This is a genomic window from Rhodobacteraceae bacterium D3-12, assembly GCA_025916135.1.
Classification (GTDB): Bacteria; Pseudomonadota; Alphaproteobacteria; order Rhodobacterales; family Rhodobacteraceae; genus JAKGBX01.
In genome coordinates this window covers 2,181,106-2,200,498 of sequence record CP104793.1, presented here as the reverse complement: position 1 = coordinate 2,200,498, position 19,393 = coordinate 2,181,106, and the positions used below count along the sequence as shown (strand labels likewise).

At 59.8% G+C, this 19,393-nt stretch carries 14 protein-coding genes and 1 pseudogene; 10 read left to right on the top strand and 5 right to left on the bottom strand.

Going from position 1 to position 19,393, the window contains the following annotated elements:
* The 3 genes from N4R57_10790 to N4R57_10780 all read left to right on the top strand — a co-directional run bounded on the left by N4R57_10790 (position 1) and on the right by N4R57_10780 (position 2,305).
* On the top strand, positions 1–708 hold the full coding sequence (locus N4R57_10790; protein ID UYV39437.1) for an FCD domain-containing protein: 708 nt from the start codon (positions 1–3) through the stop codon (positions 706–708).
* A gap of 453 nt (positions 709–1,161) precedes the next feature.
* Positions 1,162–1,488: a hypothetical protein gene (locus N4R57_10785; protein ID UYV39436.1), complete on the top strand. Its 327-nt coding sequence runs from the start codon at positions 1,162–1,164 to the stop codon at positions 1,486–1,488.
* An 88-nt stretch (positions 1,489–1,576) separates the two neighbouring features.
* A complete protein-coding gene (locus N4R57_10780) occupies positions 1,577–2,305 on the top strand; it encodes a hypothetical protein (protein UYV39435.1) in 729 nt (242 codons plus the stop codon).
* 532 nt (positions 2,306–2,837) lie between these two features.
* Here N4R57_10780 and N4R57_10775 read toward each other — a convergent pair.
* Genes N4R57_10775 through N4R57_10765 form a run of 3 tightly spaced genes read right to left on the bottom strand, consistent with a single transcriptional unit; the run spans position 2,838 to position 4,617 of the window.
* On the bottom strand, positions 2,838–2,984 hold the full coding sequence (locus N4R57_10775) for a hypothetical protein (GenBank protein UYV39434.1): 147 nt from the start codon (positions 2,982–2,984) through the stop codon (positions 2,838–2,840).
* 10 nt (positions 2,985–2,994) lie between these two features.
* The gene (locus N4R57_10770; protein UYV39433.1) at positions 2,995–3,975 is read right to left on the bottom strand and encodes a zinc-binding dehydrogenase; all 981 of its coding nucleotides are present in this window, start codon (positions 3,973–3,975) and stop codon (positions 2,995–2,997) included.
* 12 nt (positions 3,976–3,987) lie between these two features.
* The gene (locus N4R57_10765; GenBank protein ID UYV39432.1) at positions 3,988–4,617 is read right to left on the bottom strand and encodes a TetR/AcrR family transcriptional regulator; all 630 of its coding nucleotides are present in this window, start codon (positions 4,615–4,617) and stop codon (positions 3,988–3,990) included.
* Between the two features lie 306 nt (positions 4,618–4,923).
* On the opposite strand from N4R57_10765, the pseudogene hpaE reads away from it, so the two are divergent.
* From hpaE to N4R57_10730, 7 genes and pseudogenes are all read left to right on the top strand, one after another.
* Positions 4,924–6,472, top strand: a pseudogene (gene hpaE, locus N4R57_10760) (5-carboxymethyl-2-hydroxymuconate semialdehyde dehydrogenase).
* Complete coding sequence (hpaD, locus tag N4R57_10755; GenBank protein UYV39431.1) at positions 6,472–7,326, top strand: 3,4-dihydroxyphenylacetate 2,3-dioxygenase; 855 nt, start codon at positions 6,472–6,474, stop codon at positions 7,324–7,326. Before hpaE ends, hpaD (N4R57_10755) begins: the two are co-directional and overlap by 1 nt.
* 9 nt (positions 7,327–7,335) lie before the next feature.
* A complete protein-coding gene (gene hpaD / locus N4R57_10750; GenBank protein UYV39430.1) occupies positions 7,336–8,319 on the top strand; it encodes a 3,4-dihydroxyphenylacetate 2,3-dioxygenase in 984 nt (327 codons plus the stop codon).
* 35 nt (positions 8,320–8,354) lie between these two features.
* Positions 8,355–9,206 carry a fumarylacetoacetate hydrolase family protein gene (locus N4R57_10745; GenBank protein UYV39429.1) on the top strand — a complete coding sequence of 284 codons (852 nt, stop codon included), beginning with the start codon at positions 8,355–8,357 and terminating at the stop codon, positions 9,204–9,206.
* Positions 9,203–10,003, top strand: coding sequence for a 2-oxo-hepta-3-ene-1,7-dioic acid hydratase (gene hpaH / locus N4R57_10740; GenBank protein UYV39428.1), 801 nt, complete (start codon positions 9,203–9,205; stop codon positions 10,001–10,003). The genes N4R57_10745 and hpaH overlap by 4 nt, the downstream gene beginning before the upstream one ends.
* 847 nt (positions 10,004–10,850) lie before the next feature.
* A complete protein-coding gene (locus N4R57_10735) occupies positions 10,851–15,488 on the top strand; it encodes an Ig-like domain-containing protein (GenBank protein ID UYV39427.1) in 4,638 nt (1,545 codons plus the stop codon).
* 306 nt (positions 15,489–15,794) lie between these two features.
* Positions 15,795–16,106, top strand: coding sequence for a hypothetical protein (locus N4R57_10730; protein ID UYV39426.1), 312 nt, complete (start codon positions 15,795–15,797; stop codon positions 16,104–16,106).
* On the opposite strand, the gene N4R57_10725 is transcribed toward N4R57_10730, so the two are convergent.
* Together N4R57_10725 and N4R57_10720 are read right to left on the bottom strand one after the other, a co-directional pair.
* Positions 16,103–16,744: a nucleotidyltransferase family protein gene (locus tag N4R57_10725; GenBank protein ID UYV39425.1), complete on the bottom strand. Its 642-nt coding sequence runs from the start codon at positions 16,742–16,744 to the stop codon at positions 16,103–16,105. The two genes, N4R57_10730 and N4R57_10725, sit on opposite strands and share 4 nt — an antisense overlap.
* Positions 16,745–16,800: 56 nt before the next feature.
* Positions 16,801–19,218, bottom strand: a complete 2,418-nt coding sequence (locus tag N4R57_10720; protein ID UYV39424.1) for an FAD-dependent oxidoreductase — start codon at positions 19,216–19,218, stop codon at positions 16,801–16,803.
* Positions 19,219–19,393 lie beyond the last annotated feature (175 nt).

Here is a 19,393-nt window from a genome sequence, read left to right as displayed (position 1 = left end):
ATGGAGTTTCAAAGCACCTTGGACATCGACGGCACAGAAAAAACCGCCTCAGAGCGCGCGTACCGCCTTCTTAGGGAGGACATCGTTTCGGGCGCGCTCGCTCCGGGTCAGAAGCTAAAGATCGACATGCTGCGAAAGCGCTACGATATCGGCACCGGCCCCCTGCGCGAGGCCATGTCGCGTTTGGCCGGCGATCATCTGGTCACGATTCTCGGCCAGCGAGGATTCGTTGTCGCACCGTTCACGGCCCAAGACGCGCGCGAGATCGGCGATCTTCGCAAAATGGTCGAGGCGGAAGCGCTCAAGCTTTCCTTCCCTGAAGGCGACGTTGAATGGGAAGAGAAGGTGATCACGACGTTCCATCGTCTTGAGCGGCTGGAAGCCGACCCCGGCAAAAGCGCCGCGGCCTTGTCTGATTGGGAGCGGCTCAATCATGCGTTTCACGAGGCGCTGGTGGCGGCCTGCCCATCTGTGTGGTTGCTGCGCACCCGCGCCAGCATGTTTAACCACCACGAACGCTATCGCAGGTTAAGCCGTGTGCGCACCGTTCTGACACGCGACATCAGCCGGGAACACCGCGCATTGATGGAGGCCGCTCTGGACAAGGATGTCGATGCAGGTCAGCAGATCATGCGCGAACACATCGAAAGGACCACCCAAGCCGTGGTTCAAGCAATACAAGCCTCCAAGGCAGAGCAAACCGGTTGACGGCTTCGCATGCCTGTCATCAGGCTCGATCCCGTCATTCCTGCTGAGGTATGTCTGGCAATTTCCTCCATCCCAAATCAGGGAATTTGGTTTACGAAAAAGTTAAAGCAGTACTCCATAGCGCAACTGGCCGAGCGTCAATGCGCGGTCAAAGATGTCGCTGAAAGGCTCAAGATCTGCGCCAAACCGCTTTACACACGAAAGACGCAGTTTTCGAAGTCGCCACACGTTAGACAGAAGGGTGCAAGACGGATTAACAATAAACGCAGGACTTTTCTGCGGAGCAAGTCAAGTCTCAACCGGGTAGTTCGACAGCTTCGACAGGAGCGCCCAGACGTTGATGCATGGCCAATAGAACAAAGGAGGGCAAGTTTAGATAACCATGTAGCAGATTTTCACCAATGCCCGTAGCGCAGTATGTTTAAGAAATATAAGTAAATTTTTGGACGTAAAATGAACAAAGATGAAGCCAATAACCATTTTTACAAAACGCTTTGCAAAAACATAGATTCAATTTTCACGCGTCAGTCTAAGTTTAAGGTTGGTGAAAGAGGGCGGGAATGGTCATGGCGTTGGGGGTATTGGGGCAGGGCGCTATCAATGTACTATTGTGCAACTGAATCGCAGCATGCTTTAGAGTTGTTTGATCAGGTGCACTCCAGTTTCAAGGCCTTCCGCGATGATCAATTGGGGCTAACTGACGATTTGCGTGGCAAGGTCCCTTTCCTCTTGGGGCACGCGACTTGCCGGCCGAAAAGACCAAGGATTGAGGTCATGTGAAGTCGAGAGCACTGGACTGTTGCTTTTGCCTTACACTGACTTGCTAATCAGGGCTGGCGATAAGCTCCCAGAGAAAATGAAGAAGGAATTGACTGATACCGTTTGCGAGGGGCTAGAAGCGCACCTCGATGAGTTCGTTGAACACCCCCTATCAAAAGGCGGGTATTTCGTGTCGAAATGGAATGCCAGCATCGAGCCGCTGAATCACACCCATCTATACGCAGCAGTTGCAGCGGAAGCGTATGCGATAACGCGGAACGAACGTTACCGGGATGTTTGCGAGAAGTCGTACAACTTTTTCAGGCACAACTGGTACGAAGAGAAAAACGGAACGGTTTCGTGGGCTTACGCACCCACACCTGATAACAAGAACATAGCCCACCCAGAGTGCTCTTTCGGTGAGCGTAGCTTTAGCCATGTGAAAGGTGCGGAGCTCTTTTTCAAAGCAGCGGTAACTATAGAGTTGCCTTTGGCAATGCATCGCGTGGGAATCTTAGACAAATCAGAGATAGAACTTATTGCAAAATCTTTGAGAGTGAATGTGATGTCTAATGACGATTCTATTAATATGTACATTAGTCCTAGAAAACAGGTGCCTGACTCGGTTGAGCATTTGCAAAAGCAAAAAATTAGACCGGAATTTCTTGCAATGTACTACCTTTTGGCGCCGTTCGATGGCAAAATGAAGCTGAGTTTGGATGATCTGTTTGAAAAACGGAAAGACTGGTTCCCGAATGGATTAATATCTGGTCCTTCGCAGCTATTGGCTTATTCATTCTTACACTATGGCGGTTCCAGCGCTCACATCGAACCCTGATTTCCGTCTTCATTGCGGCGGGTCAGCCAGTTGCAACCAGATCATAGAGTGCAAGGCGCGCCCAAAAATTGGGATGCGCTCTCAAAGGTCGGTTGACTGATCGTTAAAAAATCGCCCGCAGTCGGTCCAGTTATTCTGCCTGAACGTCGTGATCCTGCCTTTCTGCATGGGGCCGCCGCGGTCTTTAGAAAACGGATGAATACCCATGAACTGCAAACGGAAACCTGCGGAAAAGATTGTCACGTAGGTACGACTGGTTAAGGGGCCTTGCAGCTCAGAAACGCCTCTGTGCGACAAAGCCCGACCGTATTGGTCAGCAGTATCCCAACCCAACGCATTTGAGCTTGAAAGCTAACGCCTCCTAAATTTTATCTAACGGCTTGGCGGCGTTAAGCTAACGCGTGCTTCTTGGTGCGTAGGTTGGGGGAGGCAGAAGCCGCGACAAAATCTCTCATATGGTGGATTTCAACTAGTATAGTTTACCGAGCGAGCCCGGCCTCGGATACCATCGCTTTGCAATTCTTGTGCATCGTCACGTGCCAAACAAAGGCCAAACCGCCACACCACCGGCACGGCTCATGCCACCTGCGGCGCGCGGCTCAAATCCGCCCAAGGCGACCCAAACAAACCTGACAACCCAAAGCGGTGGCACCGGCCATAAACCGGCCGATACCACCATTCATAACCGCTTAAGGGCGCAGCATAACCTTGCCGGTCCGTCCGGTGGTCAGGGCGGCTTTCATCGCCTCAACACTGTCCGCCAAGGCAAAGCTGCCACCGGAATCCAGCGGCAATTGCCCGCTCGCCGCCAGCTTGACCAACTCGCCGATCAAACGCAGACGCGTGTCCGGCGCCATCTCGTTGCTCACCCGCGAGCCCCAGAAACCTTTGACCGTAATGTGTTTCATGATCAACTCGCCCGACGACATGCTCAGCGGCGCGCCCGTGGCCGTGCCAAACACGACCAACTCGCCGTCTTTACCCAGCAGCTCAACAAGCTTGCCCGCGATCTCGCCGCCAACGGAATCAATCGCCGAAACCGCTCCAGCAGCCCCGATCAATTCGCGTGCCGCCGCGACCCAGCCTTCGTCCGACGTCGACAGAACATTGTCCATCCCCGCCGCGCGCAACTCTTCCGCCGCCTCTTCGCGCCGCACAAGGTTAATGATGTTGATGCCACGCGCCTTGGCCAGACCGGCCATGATCTTGCCAACCGCGCCATTCGCCGCCGTTTGGATCAACCATTCGCCTTCGCCAACCTTAAGCGTTTCAAGCAATGACAGCGCGCTGAACGGCATCGCAATCAACTGCGCTCCGGCCTCATCGGCAATCGCATCGGGCAGGGGCAGCAAACCACCCGCCGGCGCGACAAAATACTCGGCCCATGTGCCGTGAACACCGGCAATGACCACGCGCTTGCCAATCAGCGCGTCATCAACACCTTCGCCAACAGCCTCAACAATACCGAGCGCCTCGGTGCCACCAATCGCGCCGGGCAGTTCAGGCTTATAGCCGTAATTCCCGCGGATCGTCCAAAGGTCGTGATTGTGGATCGGCGAAAGCACCATCCGAACCAGCGCCTCTCCCGCAGACGGGGTAGGGGCGTCGATTTCGCGCGTGTAAAGAACTTCGGCGGGCTCGCCGAAAGTGTCGTGAATTGCAGCAAACATGCTGTAGTCCTTTCAAGTTGTAAGTGAATCCCCGGTAGGGGAAAGTTGAACAGAGGTTTCCTCACGCGCCATGCGCAACGCAGCATCGCTGCGCCCAAGCTTGGCCAAAATTGCAGCACCCAGCCACTTGGCATAAAGCATCCGCGCGGTGCAGTCCGGGTCGTCCAACGGGCGAACCGACCCTTCCTGCATGCCGTCACGCAGCAATCGTGCAATCCGCCCGACAAGCGCATCAACACCGCGATCAAGCGTCTCGCGCATGTCCTCGGACAGGTCCGCAACCTCCGCGCCCAGCTTGACCACCAGACATTCGCTGGCAATCCCGGCTGTTTTCGCATCCGTTCCATCATCCGAATGCGCAAGCCACGCGTCCCAAAACTGGTCGAGCTTTCTACCCGCCGGTCCCGGACCCGCAATCAGCGCGTCAACACGCTCAAGATAGCTTTTGACATAATCCGCAAGCAGAGCGGTGCCAAAGGCCTCTTTCGATGCAAAGTAGTAATAGAACGAGCCCTTCGGCACGCCACTTTCGCTCAGGATGCGCGACAGGCCGACACCGGAAAACCCGTGCCTAAGCACCAAGGCATGTCCGGCATCAAGAATGCGTTTGCGCGTAAGATCTGATTTGGCTGTCTCTGTCATAAAGCGTCACCTAAGCAGTAATAGACCGGTCGTCTAGTGCTGATGACACCCGCCATGATCACGAAGGCGTGACGCGCCACGCTTCGGCAAATCCGGCAATTTCAACCGTTTGCTCGCAATCCCGCCAGCCATCGCAAAATCGAGATAGTTAATATGTTAAGTATATTGCAATCGAGATCGCCATACGCTATTGTGCTATGGATCAGGAGGAGAGGACGCCACCGCATTTTCACCCAATGCGCGGCTCCGAAAGTGTTGGCTTCACGCGGGGCCTGCCTCCGAAAAAGTGCATTTGGAGGGCCCCACATGACTGTGCTCGACGACAATATCGCAAAACTCGACGGCTACCTTGGCCGCTTCCGTAAAACCGGCATCCAAAACCGCATTGCCGGACAGGACACGCCCGGCGCAGCTGGCGTGTTTCAATCAACTTCCCCGGTCGACAATAGCGTGATCTGCGATGTGGCCCATGGCGACGCCAGCGACATCGACGCCGCCGCCAATGCCGCCCATGACGCCTTTGCCGCATGGCGCGACATGCCCGCGCTCGCGCGTAAAAAGGTCCCTGATCCGCATTGCCGAAGGGATCGAAGCACGCGCCGAAGAGATTGCGCTCTGCGAATGCTGGGACACGGGCCAAGCCTATAAGTTCATGTCCAAAGCCGCCCTGCGCGGGGCCGAAAACTTCCGTTATTTCGCCGATCAGGTGGTGCAGGCCCGCGATGGCCAGCACCTGAAATCACCGACCCTGATGAATGTCACGACACGCGTGCCGATTGGCCCGGTTGGCGTCATCACCCCGTGGAACACGCCGTTCATGCTCTCCACTTGGAAAATCGCCCCGGCGCTCGCCGCAGGTTGCACCGTGGTTCATAAACCGGCCGAAGCCTCGCCGCTGACGGCGCGTTTGCTGGTGGAAATCGCCGAAGAGGCGGGCTTGCCGCCGGGCGTGCTCAACACCGTCAACGGCTTTGGCGAAGGCGCGGGCAAGGCGCTTTGCGAACACCCCAAGATCAAGGCCATCGCCTTTGTCGGCGAAAGCCGCACGGGCAGCCTGATCACCAAACAGGGCGCGGATACGCTCAAGCGTAACCATCTGGAACTTGGCGGCAAAAACCCGGTCATCGTGTTTGATGACGCCGATCTCGACCGCGCCCTCGATGCCGCGATCTTCATGATCTACTCGATCAACGGCGAACGCTGCACCTCGTCTTCGCGCCTGCTGGTGCAGGACACGATCCGCGAAGAGTTTGAAGCGAAGCTCATCGAACGGGTCAACAATATCAAGGTCGGCCACCCTCTTGACCCGGCCACCGAAATCGGCCCGCTTGTGACCGAAGAACACTTTAACAAGGTCACCAGCTATTTCGACATCGCCCGCGAAGACGGCGCAACCGTCGCTGCGGGCGGCGTTACGGTGGGCGACGCGGGCTATTTCGTGCGGCCCACGCTCTTTACCGGCGCCACCAACGACATGCGCATCGCTCAGGAAGAGATCTTCGGCCCGGTCCTGACCTCGATCCCGTTCAGCACCGAAGAAGAAGCGCTTCAGATCGCCAATGACATTCCCTACGGGCTCACGGGCTATGTCTGGACCAACGATCTGACCCGCGCCCTGCGCTTCACGGACAAGCTCGAAGCAGGGATGATCTGGGTCAACTCCGAAAACGTCCGCCACCTGCCAACCCCCTTCGGCGGTGTCAAAGCCAGCGGCATCGGGCGCGACGGCGGCGATTGGTCGTTTGAATTCTACATGGAGCAGAAACACATCGGTTTCGCTCTCGGTCAGCACAAGATCACCAAACTGGGCGCGCTCACGCCGCAAAGCGATAGCGCAACCAAGGGAGCAAGCTGATGGGAGAGATCGTCCTCGCCGCAAAATGCACCCATGTGCCGACCATGCTGATGTCCGAACAGGAAGGCCCGGTCAAAGGCAAACGTCAGGCCGCCATCGACGGGCATTTCGAAATCGCCCGCCACGCCAAGGAGCTGGGCGCCGATACCGTGGTCATCTGCGACACCCACTGGGTCATCAACGCGGGCTTTCACATCAACGCCAACAGCCGCTTTGAGGGGCTGTTCACCTCGAATGAATTCCCGCAATTCATCCAGAACATGCCCTATGAATACGAGGGCAACCCAGAGCTGGGCGATGCCATCGCCAAAGAAGCGACCGATCGCGGGGCCTATACGCTGGCGCATCACCTCGACAGTCTCGAACTTGAGTATGGCTCGCTCGTGCCGATGCGCTTCATGAGCCGCGCTCACGAGATGAAGGTCGTCTCCGTCGCCGCATGGTGCACCGTGCATGACCACGACGAAAGCCGCATCGTCGGCGAAGCCATCCGCGCCGCGATCGAGGCGTCTGACAACAAGGTGCTGCTCGTCGCCTCCGGCTCGCTCTCGCATAAAATCTGGCCGAACAAGGATTACGCCGCCAACAACGGCACCTTCACCATCAGTTCCGAGTTCAACCGCCAAATGGACCTGCATGTGCTCGAGATGTGGAAGAACGGCGATCACGCCACCTTCCTCAAAATGCTGCCCGAATACGCCGAACATTGCTGTGGCGAAGGCGCGATGCACGACACGGCGATGCTTTACGGCGCGCTCGGCTGGGACAGCTATGATGCGAAATGCGAAGTCGTGACCGACTATTTCCCATCCTCTGGCACCGGCCAGACCAACGTCATTTTCCCCGTTCAATAGGAGGCCGCGATGCCCATTCCCGCCCCAAACCTCTATCCCGATTTCAACACCATCCGGCTCAGCCACGTTTGCCTGAACGTCAAGGATCTCGCCGCGTCGCGGACGTTCTACACCGACATCCTCGGCCTTCAGGTAACGGATGAAAGCGACAGCCACATCTACCTGCGCGCCATGGAAGAGCGCGGCCATCACTGCATCATCCTGCAAAAATCGGATCACCCCGGCACGGTCGAAGTCATGGGCTTCAAAACCTTTGACGAGGCCGATCTCGACAAGGCCGAAAGCTATTTCCGCGCCAAGGGCCGCCCGACAGAATGGGTCGAACGCGCGTATCAGGGGCGTACGCTGCTGACCTCCGATAACATGGGCATCCCGCTCGAGTTCTATCACAAGATGGACCGCCTCGACCCGATCCATCAGAAATACGCGCTCTATCGCGGGGTGAAACCGCTCAGGATCGACCACTTCAATTGCTTTAGCCACGATGTCGATGCCTCGGTGGCCTTCTACAGCGACTTCGGCTTCCGGGTGACGGAATACACCGAGGACGAAGTTAGCAAGAAACTCTGGGCCGCATGGATGCACCGCAAGGGTGGGGTGCATGATATGGCCTTCACCAACGGCACCGGCCCGCGAATGCACCACGTTGCCTTCTGGGTGCCGACCCCGCTCAACATCATCGACCTGCTCGATCTGATGGCGACAACGGGCTATGTCTCCAACATCGAACGCGGCCCCGGACGGCACGGCATCTCCAATGCCTTCTTCCTCTATATCCTTGACCCTGATGGCCACCGGATCGAGATTTATTGCTCGGATTATCAAACCGTTGACCCCGATCTCGAACCGATCAAATGGGACCTTCAGGACCCGCAACGCCAAACCCTCTGGGGCGCGCCCGCACCGGAAAGCTGGTTCAAACACGGCAGCAAATTCATCGGCGTCGACACCAAAGACTCCGAGATCGAAGCCAGCCCGATCATCGCACCCTAAGCCTTGATTTCAACACTGCCCAAGGAGGCATGAACATGCGTTTCGCAACCTTTTCGTCGCAAGGCGAGACTCTCTATGGCGCTGTCACCGACGCGGGCATGATCGCCCTCAACGCCGATTTCCCGCAATGGCCCACGCTGCTTGATGCGGTACAGGCCGGTGGCCTCGACCAACTCGCGGCGGCAGCGGATAAACCCGTCACCCATACCGATTTCCAATACGAAATGGTCCTGCCCAACGCCCGCCGTATCCTCTGCGTCGGGGTCAACTTTCCCGACCGCAACGCCGAATACAAAGACGGCTCCGAGCAACCCAAATACATGTCGCTCTTCCCGCGCTTTGCCAGCGGCTTCACTGGCCATGACCGCCCGCTGATCCGCCCGCCGGAAAACCACACGCTCGACTACGAAGGCGAGGTCGCGATCGTCATCGGCAAGGGCGGACGCCGCATTTCGCAAGCCGACGCCTATGACCACATCGCCGCGATAACCCTCTGTAACGAAGGCACGATCCGCGATTGGGTGCGCCACGCGAAATTCAACGTGACCCAAGGCAAGAACTGGGACAACTCCGGCGCCATCGGTCCGTGGCTCGTGCCCTTTACCGACCCGGCCCAGCTGGACGAGGCCCGCATCATCACCCGCGTCAACGGCGAGATCCGCCAGGACGATGTGCTCTCGCGCATGATGCACCCCATCCGGCGCGAGATCGAATATATCTCGACCTTCATGACGCTACAGCCGGGCGACATCATCGTCACCGGCACCCCCACAGGCTCCGGCGCGCGCCTTGATCCGCCGCAATATCTCAAACCCGGCGATGTGGTCGAAATCGAGGTGAACGGCATCGGCACCCTGCGCAACACGATCGAGGACGAAGTCGTATGACCCCCGAACAACACGCCCAAGCCGCCGCCGACCTGCTGCGCGCAGAACAGACCGGCGCGCAAATCGGCTTGCTCACCCTGCGCCACCCCGACATGGGGATGGATGACGCCTATGCGATCCAGAACGCCATTGCCGCCGCCAAGGCGGGGCAGGGGCGCAAGGTCATCGGCTGGAAAATCGGCCTGACCTCCAAGGCAATGCAATATGCGCTCAACATCGACATCCCCGACAGCGGCATCCTGTTTGACGACATGCTGTTTGAAAACGGCGCCACCGTGCCCGCGGGCCGTTTCATCCAACCCCGGATCGAGGCTGAAATTGCCTTTGTGATGAAAGCCCCCCTCGGCGGCGCCGATGTCACCCGCGCCGATGTGCTCGCCGCCACCGATTATGTCGCGCCCTCGCTCGAAATCCTCGATACCCGCATTCAGCGTGTCGATCCCGCCACCGGACAGGCCCGCGTGATCTTTGACACGATCAGCGACAATGCCGCCAACGCCGGTGTCGTCCTCGGCGCTGCAAAACACGCCCCCGACGCGGTTGATCTCCGCTGGGTCGGCGCGATCACCACCCGCAATGGCGAGGTCGAAGAAACCGGCCTCGGTGCGGGCGTGCTCAATGATCCGGTCGAAAGCGTCGTCTGGCTGGCACGGCGCATGGCGCAATACGGGCAGAGCATCGAACCGGGGCAGATCATCCTCTCGGGCAGCTTTATTCGCCCGGTGGAATGCCCCTCCGGTGCGCGCATCCATGCCGATTTCGCCGATTTCGGAGAGGTCAGCATCACCTTCGCCTGATATGCCCGCCTGACACGCCCACCCGATACGCCGGCGCTTGCTCTCACAGCCACCGCCACAATACGCCTCAAACAGCGTCGCGCACCCGCGCGGCGCTGTTTATCTGTCGCGTCATCGCCGCTTAGCCGCGGCCCGCCGAATCAAACCGCCCCATTCGCGCCTTAATCTCGGCACGATCTGGTACCCGATTCGCACCATATTTCTCGAAAAATGTAATCAATATCTACCTTTTCCCCGGATTGGCGCTCGATGCGTCATCAATTCAATGGGTCTGTTTACCATTCGTGCCTTTTTTTCGGCAACTTTGAGCGGCCTTCTATTGTTTCACTCCAAGAAACAGTCGGGCAGGGCGCTTGTCCTAACGCCCCCGCCTCTTGCCTGCGCGTCGATCAAGAAAACAAAGCACCGGGTGCGTATCTGCGTGCTAAGCGAGTAGGAAACAATAACACACCCCATGCGTGTGTTTGTGGCGGAAATGTGGCGATGGATTGCCGAATGGGGAACTTGTCCGCCTTTTTCCCGTCAAATTTGGGTTTGTCCCAGACGGCAGCACGGCTATGAAGAGCTGTGCCCGAACTGGGGGGCGCATCTATAGGCCACGGGGCGGCCGCTGAACTGTAGTGCATCGGTTTGATGCGAAAAGGGGTGTGTTTGCCGGTCCGCTGCTGGACCTTTGACACACCAAAGCTGCCACACGGAGACGCCCCGCGTCTGCCACCTGCTTTACCTTTTCGAGAGAAGAACTTGTGCGTTGCGCTTGATGTGTATTTTTGCGTGCTCGCTTGTTATGCGCACGCGGCCAAAACCCGGAACGTAGCACCGGGAAAGCTTGAAAGGGTCTTGAGCGATGGCTGATCTTATCCTTGATTGGGGACTTTTTGGTGCGTATGGCACCGACTTTGGTGCGTCCCAGACGGTTGACACCGGTGGTGTCGAAGTCACCGTAGATTTCAACGTCGAAGACGAAGGCGCCCAAGCCTTCACCTTCAATGCCGATGGGTATGTCGGCGCAGGTGAGGATTTCGATCCGAACTCCTTCCTCAAGCTCTTTGGCGAAGGCGGCGAAGGCGGGGTTGATGACACGTCGACCACCACGATCAACTTTGCGGCTTCCGATGATCAATATGGCGACGCGGTCCAGAATGTGACCTTCCGCATCAATGACATCGACGCAGGCCCCGATGACACCGGCGAAGTCAGCGGTGACCACATCGACATGCTGTCCGTGCGTGGCTACGACGCCGACGGCAACGAAGTTCCGGTCTCGCTCACCCTCGGCTCTGCCACCACAGCAGACGGCCCCAACGGCGTTGAAGGCGACTCCACAGGCCTCAGCCCGACAGACGGCGCAGGCTCGGTCCTGGTCAGCATTGATGGCCCCGTGTCGCGCATCGAGATCGACTATGAAAACGGCGGCGAAGGCGACCAGCGCGTGCTTGTCTCCGACATCCACTTCTCGACCACCGAAGCCATGCCCGAAGACCCGGACGCAATGGACGACACAGCCGAAACCGACACGCTTTCGCCTGTTGTGGTTGACGTTCTGGCCAATGACACCGATCCGCAAGATCAAACCCTGACCATCACGGAAACGACAGACGGCACCAACGGCAGCGTCACCATCGACCCGACCACCGGTAACCCGCTCTACACGCCCGACGCAGGCTTCACCGGCACCGACACCTTCACCTATACGGTCGCGGATCCGGACGGAAACACCGACACGGCGACCGTGACTGTAACAGTGGACGAGCCAAACTCGGTTGACGCAGTGGATGACACGGCCAGCACCGATGCGGGCGATCCGGTTGAAGTGGCGGTTCTCGCCAACGACACCGACCCCGAAGGCGACGGCTTCACCGTGACCGACACAACCGACGGCACCAACGGCACCGTTGCAATTGACCCGACCTCGGGCAACCCGGTCTACACGCCCGAAGCTGGCTTCACCGGCACGGACACGTTCACCTACACGATCACTGACGACAACGGCGCGACCGATACCGCGACTGTGACTGTCACCGTGGACGAGCCGAACTCGGTTGACGCTGTGGATGACACGGCCAGCACCGACGCGGGCGATCCGGTTGAAGTGGCGGTTCTCGCCAACGACACCGACCCCGAAGGCGACGGCTTCACCGTGACCGACACAACCGACGGCACCAACGGTACCGTTGCAATTGACCCAACCTCGGGCAACCCGGTCTACACGCCCGAAGCTGGCTTCACCGGCACGGACACGTTCACTTACACGATCACCGACGACAACGGCGCAACCGACACGGCGACCGTGACTGTAACAGTGGACGAGCCGAACTCGGTTGACGCAGTGGATGACACGGCCAGCACCGACGCGGGCGATCCGGTTGAAGTGGCGGTTCTCGCCAACGACACCGACCCCGAAGGCGACGGCTTCACCGTGACCGACACAACCGAGGGCACCAACGGCACCGTTGCAATTGACCCGACCTCGGGCAACCCGGTCTACACCCCCGAAGCGGGCTTCACCGGCACGGACACATTCACCTACACGATCACTGACGACAACGGCGCGACTGACACGGCGACCGTGACTGTGACCGTGGACGAGCCGAACTCGGTTGACGCTGTGGATGACACTGCCAGCACCGATGCGGGCGATCCGGTTGAAGTGGCGGTTCTCGCCAACGACACCGACCCCGAAGGCGACGGCTTCACCGTGACCGATACAACCGACGGCACCAACGGCACCGTTGCAATTGACCCGACCTCGGGCAACCCGGTCTACACCCCCGAAGCGGGTTTCACCGGCACGGACACATTCACCTACACGATCACTGACGACAACGGCGCGACGGATACCGCGACTGTGACTGTGACCGTGGGCGAGCCGAACTCGGTTGACGCGGTGGATGACACGGCCAGCACCGATGCGGGCGATCCGGTTGAAGTGGCGGTTCTCGCCAACGACACCGACCCCGAAGGCGACGGCTTCACCGTGACCGATACAACCGACGGCACCAACGGCACCGTTGCAATTGACCCGACCTCGGGCAACCCGGTCTACACCCCCGAAGCGGGTTTCACCGGCACGGACACATTCACCTACACGATCACCGACGACAACGGCGCGACGGATACCGCGACTGTGACTGTGACCGTGGGCGAGCCGAACTCGGTTGACGCGGTGGATGACACGGCCAGCACCGATGCGGGCGATCCGGTTGAAGTGGCGGTTCTCGCCAACGACACCGACCCCGAAGGCGACGGCTTCACCGTGACCGACACAACCGATGGCACCAACGGCACCGTTGCAATTGACCCGACCTCGGGCAACCCGGTCTACACCCCCGAAGCGGGCTTCACCGGCACGGACACCTTCACCTACACGATCACCGACGACAACGGCGCGACCGATACTGCGACTGTGACTGTCACCGTGGGCGATGCCACTCCACCCAACTACATCGTCGAAGGTGATGAAGGGGACGACTATATCGACGTGAACTATACCGGCGACCCGGATGGCGACATGATCGACAACATGGACAACATGCCCGGCAACCCGCCGCAGCAGGACACTGTTCAGGCCAACGGCGGCGACGACACCGTGCTTGCCGGTGAAGGCGACGATGATGTCAACGGCGGCGAGGGCGACGATGTGCTCTACGGCGAAGAAGGCGACGACATCGTTATCGGCGAAGAAGGCGATGACGTGCTCTACGGCAACGAAGGTTCCGACACGCTATTTGGCGGTGACGGCAACGATACGGCCTTTGGCGGTGACGACGACGATGTGATCGACACATCCGGCAACACCCCGGCAATCGACGTGCCAACCCTTCCCGGTGTGCCGGTTGATGCCACACCCGGCGACGATCTCGACTATGTCGATGGCGGTGACGGCAATGACGACATCTCCACCGGCGATGACAGCGACACGATCGAAGGCGGCGCAGGCGACGACACAATCAACCCCGGCATTGACGACGATGTTGTGCTGGGCGGCGATGGCGACGACCTCATCACTGACCCGCAAGGCTCGGATGATGTCGAAGGCGGGGCAGGGGACGACACGATCCTTGTCGGTGTCGACACCTTCTCCGACTATGTTGGCGACGATCCCAACCTGCCGATCGGCAGCATCACCAGCGATCCGAACCCGACCGACGGTATGGACACCGTTGACGGCGGCGCCGGCAACGACTCGATCATGACCGGCGACGATGCCGACGTCATCTTCGGCGGCACAGGCATGGATACCATCCACGCCGGGATCGACGATGACTATGTCGAAGGCAACGAGGACGATGACTCGATCATTGGTGGCCACGGCTCCGACACCATCTTTGGTGGTGCCGGCGACGACTGGATCAATGCTGGCGACAGCAACCTGCTCTGGGGTCAAGAACCCGACGAAACCGATCCGGTCCCGACCAACGGTCTCGACTTTGTCGATGGCGGCGAGGGCAACGACACGATCTTTGGCGAAGACGACGACGACACGCTCGTTGGCGGTGCCGGGGATGACCTCATCGACGGTGGCATCGACGACGATGCGCTTCAGGGCGGCACCGGCGACGATACGCTGCTCGGCGGTGACGGCGATGACGTGATCGAAGGCGAAGAGGGCAATGACTCGATCGATGGCGGTGCCGGCGATGACACGCTGCTTGGTGGCGACGGCATGGATACGTTCTCGAACGTCAATGCTGGCGACATCATCGACGGTGGCGATGGTCCGGTCGACGATGGCCCCGAGGATTACGACACGCTCAACCTCGCAGGCTCGGCCCCCACCGGCGGACGCTTCGAAATCACCTATACCTCTGCCGACCAACAGGACGGTATCGTTAACTATTTCGACGCCGACGATAATGACGCCGGATCGCTGGTCTTCACCGAGATCGAGAATGTCGTGCCTTGCTTTACCCCCGGCACCGCAATCGCGACGCCCAAGGGCGAGCGTATGGTCGAAGAGCTGAACGAAGGTGACAAGATCATCACCCGCGACAACGGCATCCAAGAGATCCGCTGGATCGGACGCCGCGCTCTGACCGGGCATGAACTGGCCCGGATGCCAAATCTGCGCCCGATCCTGATCCAGAAAGGCGCGCTTGGCGATAACCTGCCAGAGCACGACATCCTGGTCTCGCCTCAGCACCGTATGCTGATGACCGGCGACAAGGCACAGCTCTACTTTGAAGAGCGCGAAGTGCTGGCCGCCGCGAAACACCTGACGGACCTGCCGGGTGTGGACGAAGTCGGAACGCTGGGCGTGAGCTATGTGCACTTCATGTTCGATCAGCACGAAGTGGTGCTCTCGAATGGCGCATGGACAGAAAGCTTCCAACCGGGTGCCAATGTGCTCAGCGGTCTGGAAAACGCGCAACGCGACGAAATCCTCACCCTCTTCCCCGACCTGAAAACGGCGGAAGGTGTCGAAGACTACAGCGCCGCGCGCCGTGCCCTCAAAAAGCACGAAGCACGCCTGCTGGTCCGCTAAACCGGAGCCAGACAGACAAAAAAGGACGTAGACGTCCATAGTCAAGGACGGGGCGATGCCTCACGGACAACCGCCCCGTCCGATCCATGTTTTACGCGAAATATGCAGCTGCCCGGACCGTGAGGGCCCTTCTCACATCCGGGCCAAGGGAAGAGGTTTGCGCCTCTTCCCTTTTGCGTTGGCGGTTAAGAGTTTGTTTACCTTTCGCCTCAATTTGCCCGCGGTCCGATCCCAAATTCGCCACAAGTTTGGAGGACATTGGGGCAAGTCGGGAGAATCTCGACAAATTACAGGCAAAAGACTCCCATGTTCCTAGATCACTCCACCTTTGATTTCCCGTCACTCCCGCGCGAGCCGCAGGCCGAGATGGTGTCGCGACCCGATGTTCTGGTCGTAAAACCGCGTGGGCTTGGCTTGGGCGAAGACATGATCATCGGCGGCGCAAATGCGCGGCAATATCGCGTGATCGACCTGTCTCAACTGACCAGCCGGGTTGAAATAAAATGGAGCGGGCCGGACGCCGGTTTCATTTGTGACGGCGCCGATAGCCTTGTTTTTCAAGGGGTTGAGGAAATCATCCTGCCACCCTGCATGATCCAGTCTCAAGGCGCCGCTTAACGCCGCGCCGCCCGCCACCGCGCCCAGTCTTCGGGCGTGTCCAGATCGGTGACAGCACGATTGCCGCTCCGGGGGGTCAGCCGAACCTGCTCGCCCTGAAGCACCCCGCGCGCGCCAGCGTCGCCTGTCACCGATCGCAGACCTTCAAACAGTCGCTGCGGAATAATCACCGGATGCCCGGCCACGCCCGTCGCGCTGGCTGCGCGTATCACACTGCCGGGCGCTTCTGTGGCGGCGTCAAGCAGGGCGGTGAAATCCTCGGTCTCAAGCTCGGGCATATCCGCCAGAACCACCATCAACGCGCTCAACCCGCGCTCGATGGCCCAAGCCGCGCCCTCGCGCAGCGAGACGGCCATGCCCTCGCGCCCGTCAATCTCGCAGAGATGCAGCCGTGCAGAAGCGAGCGGAGCTAACGCCGCCTTGCGCGCCGGGTGGTCCTGCGAGACGGTGACCAAAACCTCTGCCCCCGTGGCCAAGGCCCGTGCCACCTGTCGCGCCAAAAGCGGGGTGCCGTCCACCTGTTCCAACAGCTTGTCGCGCCCGCCCATGCGCGAAGACGCGCCTGCGGCGGGGATCAGGATTGCAATGTCATCTGTTGCCACGTTGCGCGCCATATCCAGCCTCTCCGCCGGTGGCATCTGTGGGAGCCTCCGGCGGGGATATTTGGGGTCAGATGAAGGGGCAGGGCAAGCGTTTATCCACGCATGCGCGTTCCATCGGCGTCAAACAGCGGCGCGGTGATCAAACTGGCGGGGCGCATTTGACCAAGGATCTCGATCTCGACCTGCAGCCCATCGCTGGCCTTGTCGCGCGGGATCAGCCCAAGGGCGATGCTTTTCTCGCTGTGATGCGCATAGCCGCCCGAGGTGCAAAACCCGATCACCTCGCCCGCGTGCCAGATCGGCTCATAGGCGACGACATCGGCGTCCTCGGCGTCGACCTCAAACGCGCAAAGCTGTCGCGCCGCGCCGCTTTGGCGCTCGGCCTCGGCGGCGGCGCGGCCAATGAAATCGACGTTTTTCTTCCACGAGATAAAACGGTCCAACCCGGTTTCGGCGGCGGTGTAATCGGGCGAAAACTCTCTGAGCCAAGCGCCGAAAAACTTGTCGAGCCGCAGCGACATCATGGCCCGCATCCCGAAGGGCGTCATGCCAAGCGGTTCACCCGCGCCCCAAAGCGCATCCCAAAGCGCGCGCTGTGCCATCGGATCGCAGTAGATCTCGAACCCCAGATCGCCGGTATAGGAGACCCGCTGCACAAGGCAATCGACCATGCCGACCGTCAGGTGGCGCACGTCGAGAAAGCGCATATCGCTCACGTCCTCAAGGCAGCAGGCCTGCAAGACGTCGCGCGCCTTTGGCCCAGCGATCTGGAACCCGTTCAGGCGATCCGAGATGTTCTCGACCTTGACGCCTTCGGCCTCGTGGCGCTCGAACCAACGCATGTGATAGGCCTGCGCGCCATAGCTGGCAGTAAGCTGGAACGCGTCATCGCTGAGGCAGGAGATGGTGAAATCACCGATCAACCGCCCCTTGGGCGACAGCATCGGCGTCAGGGACAGCCGCCCCGGCTGCGGCACACGCCCGGCCATGATCCGGTCAAGCCAAGCGCGCGCGCCCGGACCGGTCACAAGGTATTTGCCGAAGTTCTGCACTTCGTTGATGCCCACGCCCGCGCGCACGGCTTTGACTTCGCGCTTGGTCGCCTCCCACGCGTTGGAGCGGCGGAAGGACGGGGTTTCAAACCGCGCCTCGCCGGGTAGGGCGAAGTAGTTCACCACCTCCAGCCCGTATTGCGCGCCCCAGACCGCGCCCATAGAATCAAACACGTCATACATCGGCGTCTGGCGGAAGGGGCGCGCGGCGGGCAGCTCCTCGTTCGGGTAGGAGACCGAGAACCGCTTCTGGTAGTTTTCGACCACCTTGGGGCGGGTATAACCCGGCGTGATCCAATCGCCGAAACGGGCGCAATCCATCGCCCATGTGTCGCGCTCGCATTCGCCGTCGACCATCCACTGCGCCAGCATCAAGCCGACACCGCCGCCTTGGCTGAACCCGGCCATGACCGCACAGGCGGACCAATAGTTGCGCATTCCCGGCACCGGCCCGACCAAGGGGTTGCCATCGGGCGCAAAAGTAAATGGACCGTGGATCACCGATTTCACGCCCACTTCGGCCAGCGTCGGAAACCGCTTATAGGCGAACTCGATGCTGGCTTCGATCTTGTCGAAATCATCGGGCAAAAGCTCGTGACCAAAGGTCCACGGCGTGCCTTTGACGGCCCATGGGCGGCAGGGCTGCTCATAAAATCCGATGCACAACCCCTTGCCCTCTTGGCGCAAATAGCTTTCGCCGGCGGGGTCAATCACATGCGGATGCTCGCCTCCTCCCTCGATGATCTCGCGGATCATCGGCACCTCTTCGGTGACGATGTATTGGTGCTCCATCGGGTGCAGCGGGAAATAAACCCCGGCCATGGCGCCGACCTCACGCGCCCAAAGACCGCCGGCATTCACCACATGCTCGGCATGGATCGTGCCCTTGTCGGTGACAACATCCCATGTGCCATCGGCACGCTGGTTGGTCTCTTTCACCATGCAATGCGTCTCGATCGTGGCGCCGCCCATTCGCGCGGCCTTGGCATAGGCATGGGTGGTGCCCGACGGGTCAAGATGCCCGTCAAGCGGATCATAAAGCCCGCCGATCAACCCCTCGGTGTTGGTGGCGGGGGCGATCCTCTTGATCTCTTCGGGGCCGACAATCTCGGTCTCAAGCCCCATGAACCGGTGCTTGGCCCGCTCGGTCAACATCATGTCCATGCGGTCCTGATTGTCAGCAAGGGTCACGCCACCAACATGGTGCAACCCACAGGACATGCCGGTGATCTCTTCCAACTCGCGATAAAGCCGGATGGTATAGCCCTGAAGCGCGGCCATATTCGTGTCGCCGTTGAGCGTGTGAAACCCGCCCGCCGCATGCCATGTCGAACCGCTGGTCAGCTCGGATCGCTCAACTAGCATGACATCAGACCAACCCAGCTTGGTCAGGTGATACAGCACCGAGCAGCCGACAACGCCGCCGCCGATAACGCAAACGCGAGTGGTGGTCTTCATGGGGTGTCCTTCCCTTGGCATGGATAGCTCCAAGGAAACACCGGCGTATCGCTCCCGCGCATGTCGTTTTGCGACATGATCGGTCGTTTATGCGCATGGAGCGTGCAAGCTGGCGCAAGCGAGGGCGCAGGCTGCGGCGACGGGCAGGGGAGGCGGACGAGGGGGCGGATAAGGG

Coding starts and splice junctions, on each gene's coding strand:
- N4R57_10735 (UYV39427.1), top strand. CDS start 10,851: ATGGCTGATCTTATCCTTGATTGGGGACTTTTTGGTGCGTATGGCACC.
- N4R57_10765 (UYV39432.1), bottom strand. CDS start 4,617: ATGACAGAGACAGCCAAATCAGATCTTACGCGCAAACGCATTCTTGAT.
- N4R57_10785 (UYV39436.1), top strand. CDS start 1,162: ATGAACAAAGATGAAGCCAATAACCATTTTTACAAAACGCTTTGCAAA.
- hpaD (UYV39430.1), top strand. CDS start 7,336: ATGCCCATTCCCGCCCCAAACCTCTATCCCGATTTCAACACCATCCGG.
- N4R57_10720 (UYV39424.1), bottom strand. CDS start 19,218: ATGAAGACCACCACTCGCGTTTGCGTTATCGGCGGCGGCGTTGTCGGC.
- hpaD (UYV39431.1), top strand. CDS start 6,472: ATGGGAGAGATCGTCCTCGCCGCAAAATGCACCCATGTGCCGACCATG.
- N4R57_10730 (UYV39426.1), top strand. CDS start 15,795: ATGTTCCTAGATCACTCCACCTTTGATTTCCCGTCACTCCCGCGCGAG.
- N4R57_10775 (UYV39434.1), bottom strand. CDS start 2,984: ATGGTGGTATCGGCCGGTTTATGGCCGGTGCCACCGCTTTGGGTTGTC.
- hpaH (UYV39428.1), top strand. CDS start 9,203: ATGACCCCCGAACAACACGCCCAAGCCGCCGCCGACCTGCTGCGCGCA.
- N4R57_10790 (UYV39437.1), top strand. CDS start 1: ATGGAGTTTCAAAGCACCTTGGACATCGACGGCACAGAAAAAACCGCC.
- N4R57_10770 (UYV39433.1), bottom strand. CDS start 3,975: ATGTTTGCTGCAATTCACGACACTTTCGGCGAGCCCGCCGAAGTTCTT.
- N4R57_10725 (UYV39425.1), bottom strand. CDS start 16,744: ATGCCACCGGCGGAGAGGCTGGATATGGCGCGCAACGTGGCAACAGAT.
- N4R57_10745 (UYV39429.1), top strand. CDS start 8,355: ATGCGTTTCGCAACCTTTTCGTCGCAAGGCGAGACTCTCTATGGCGCT.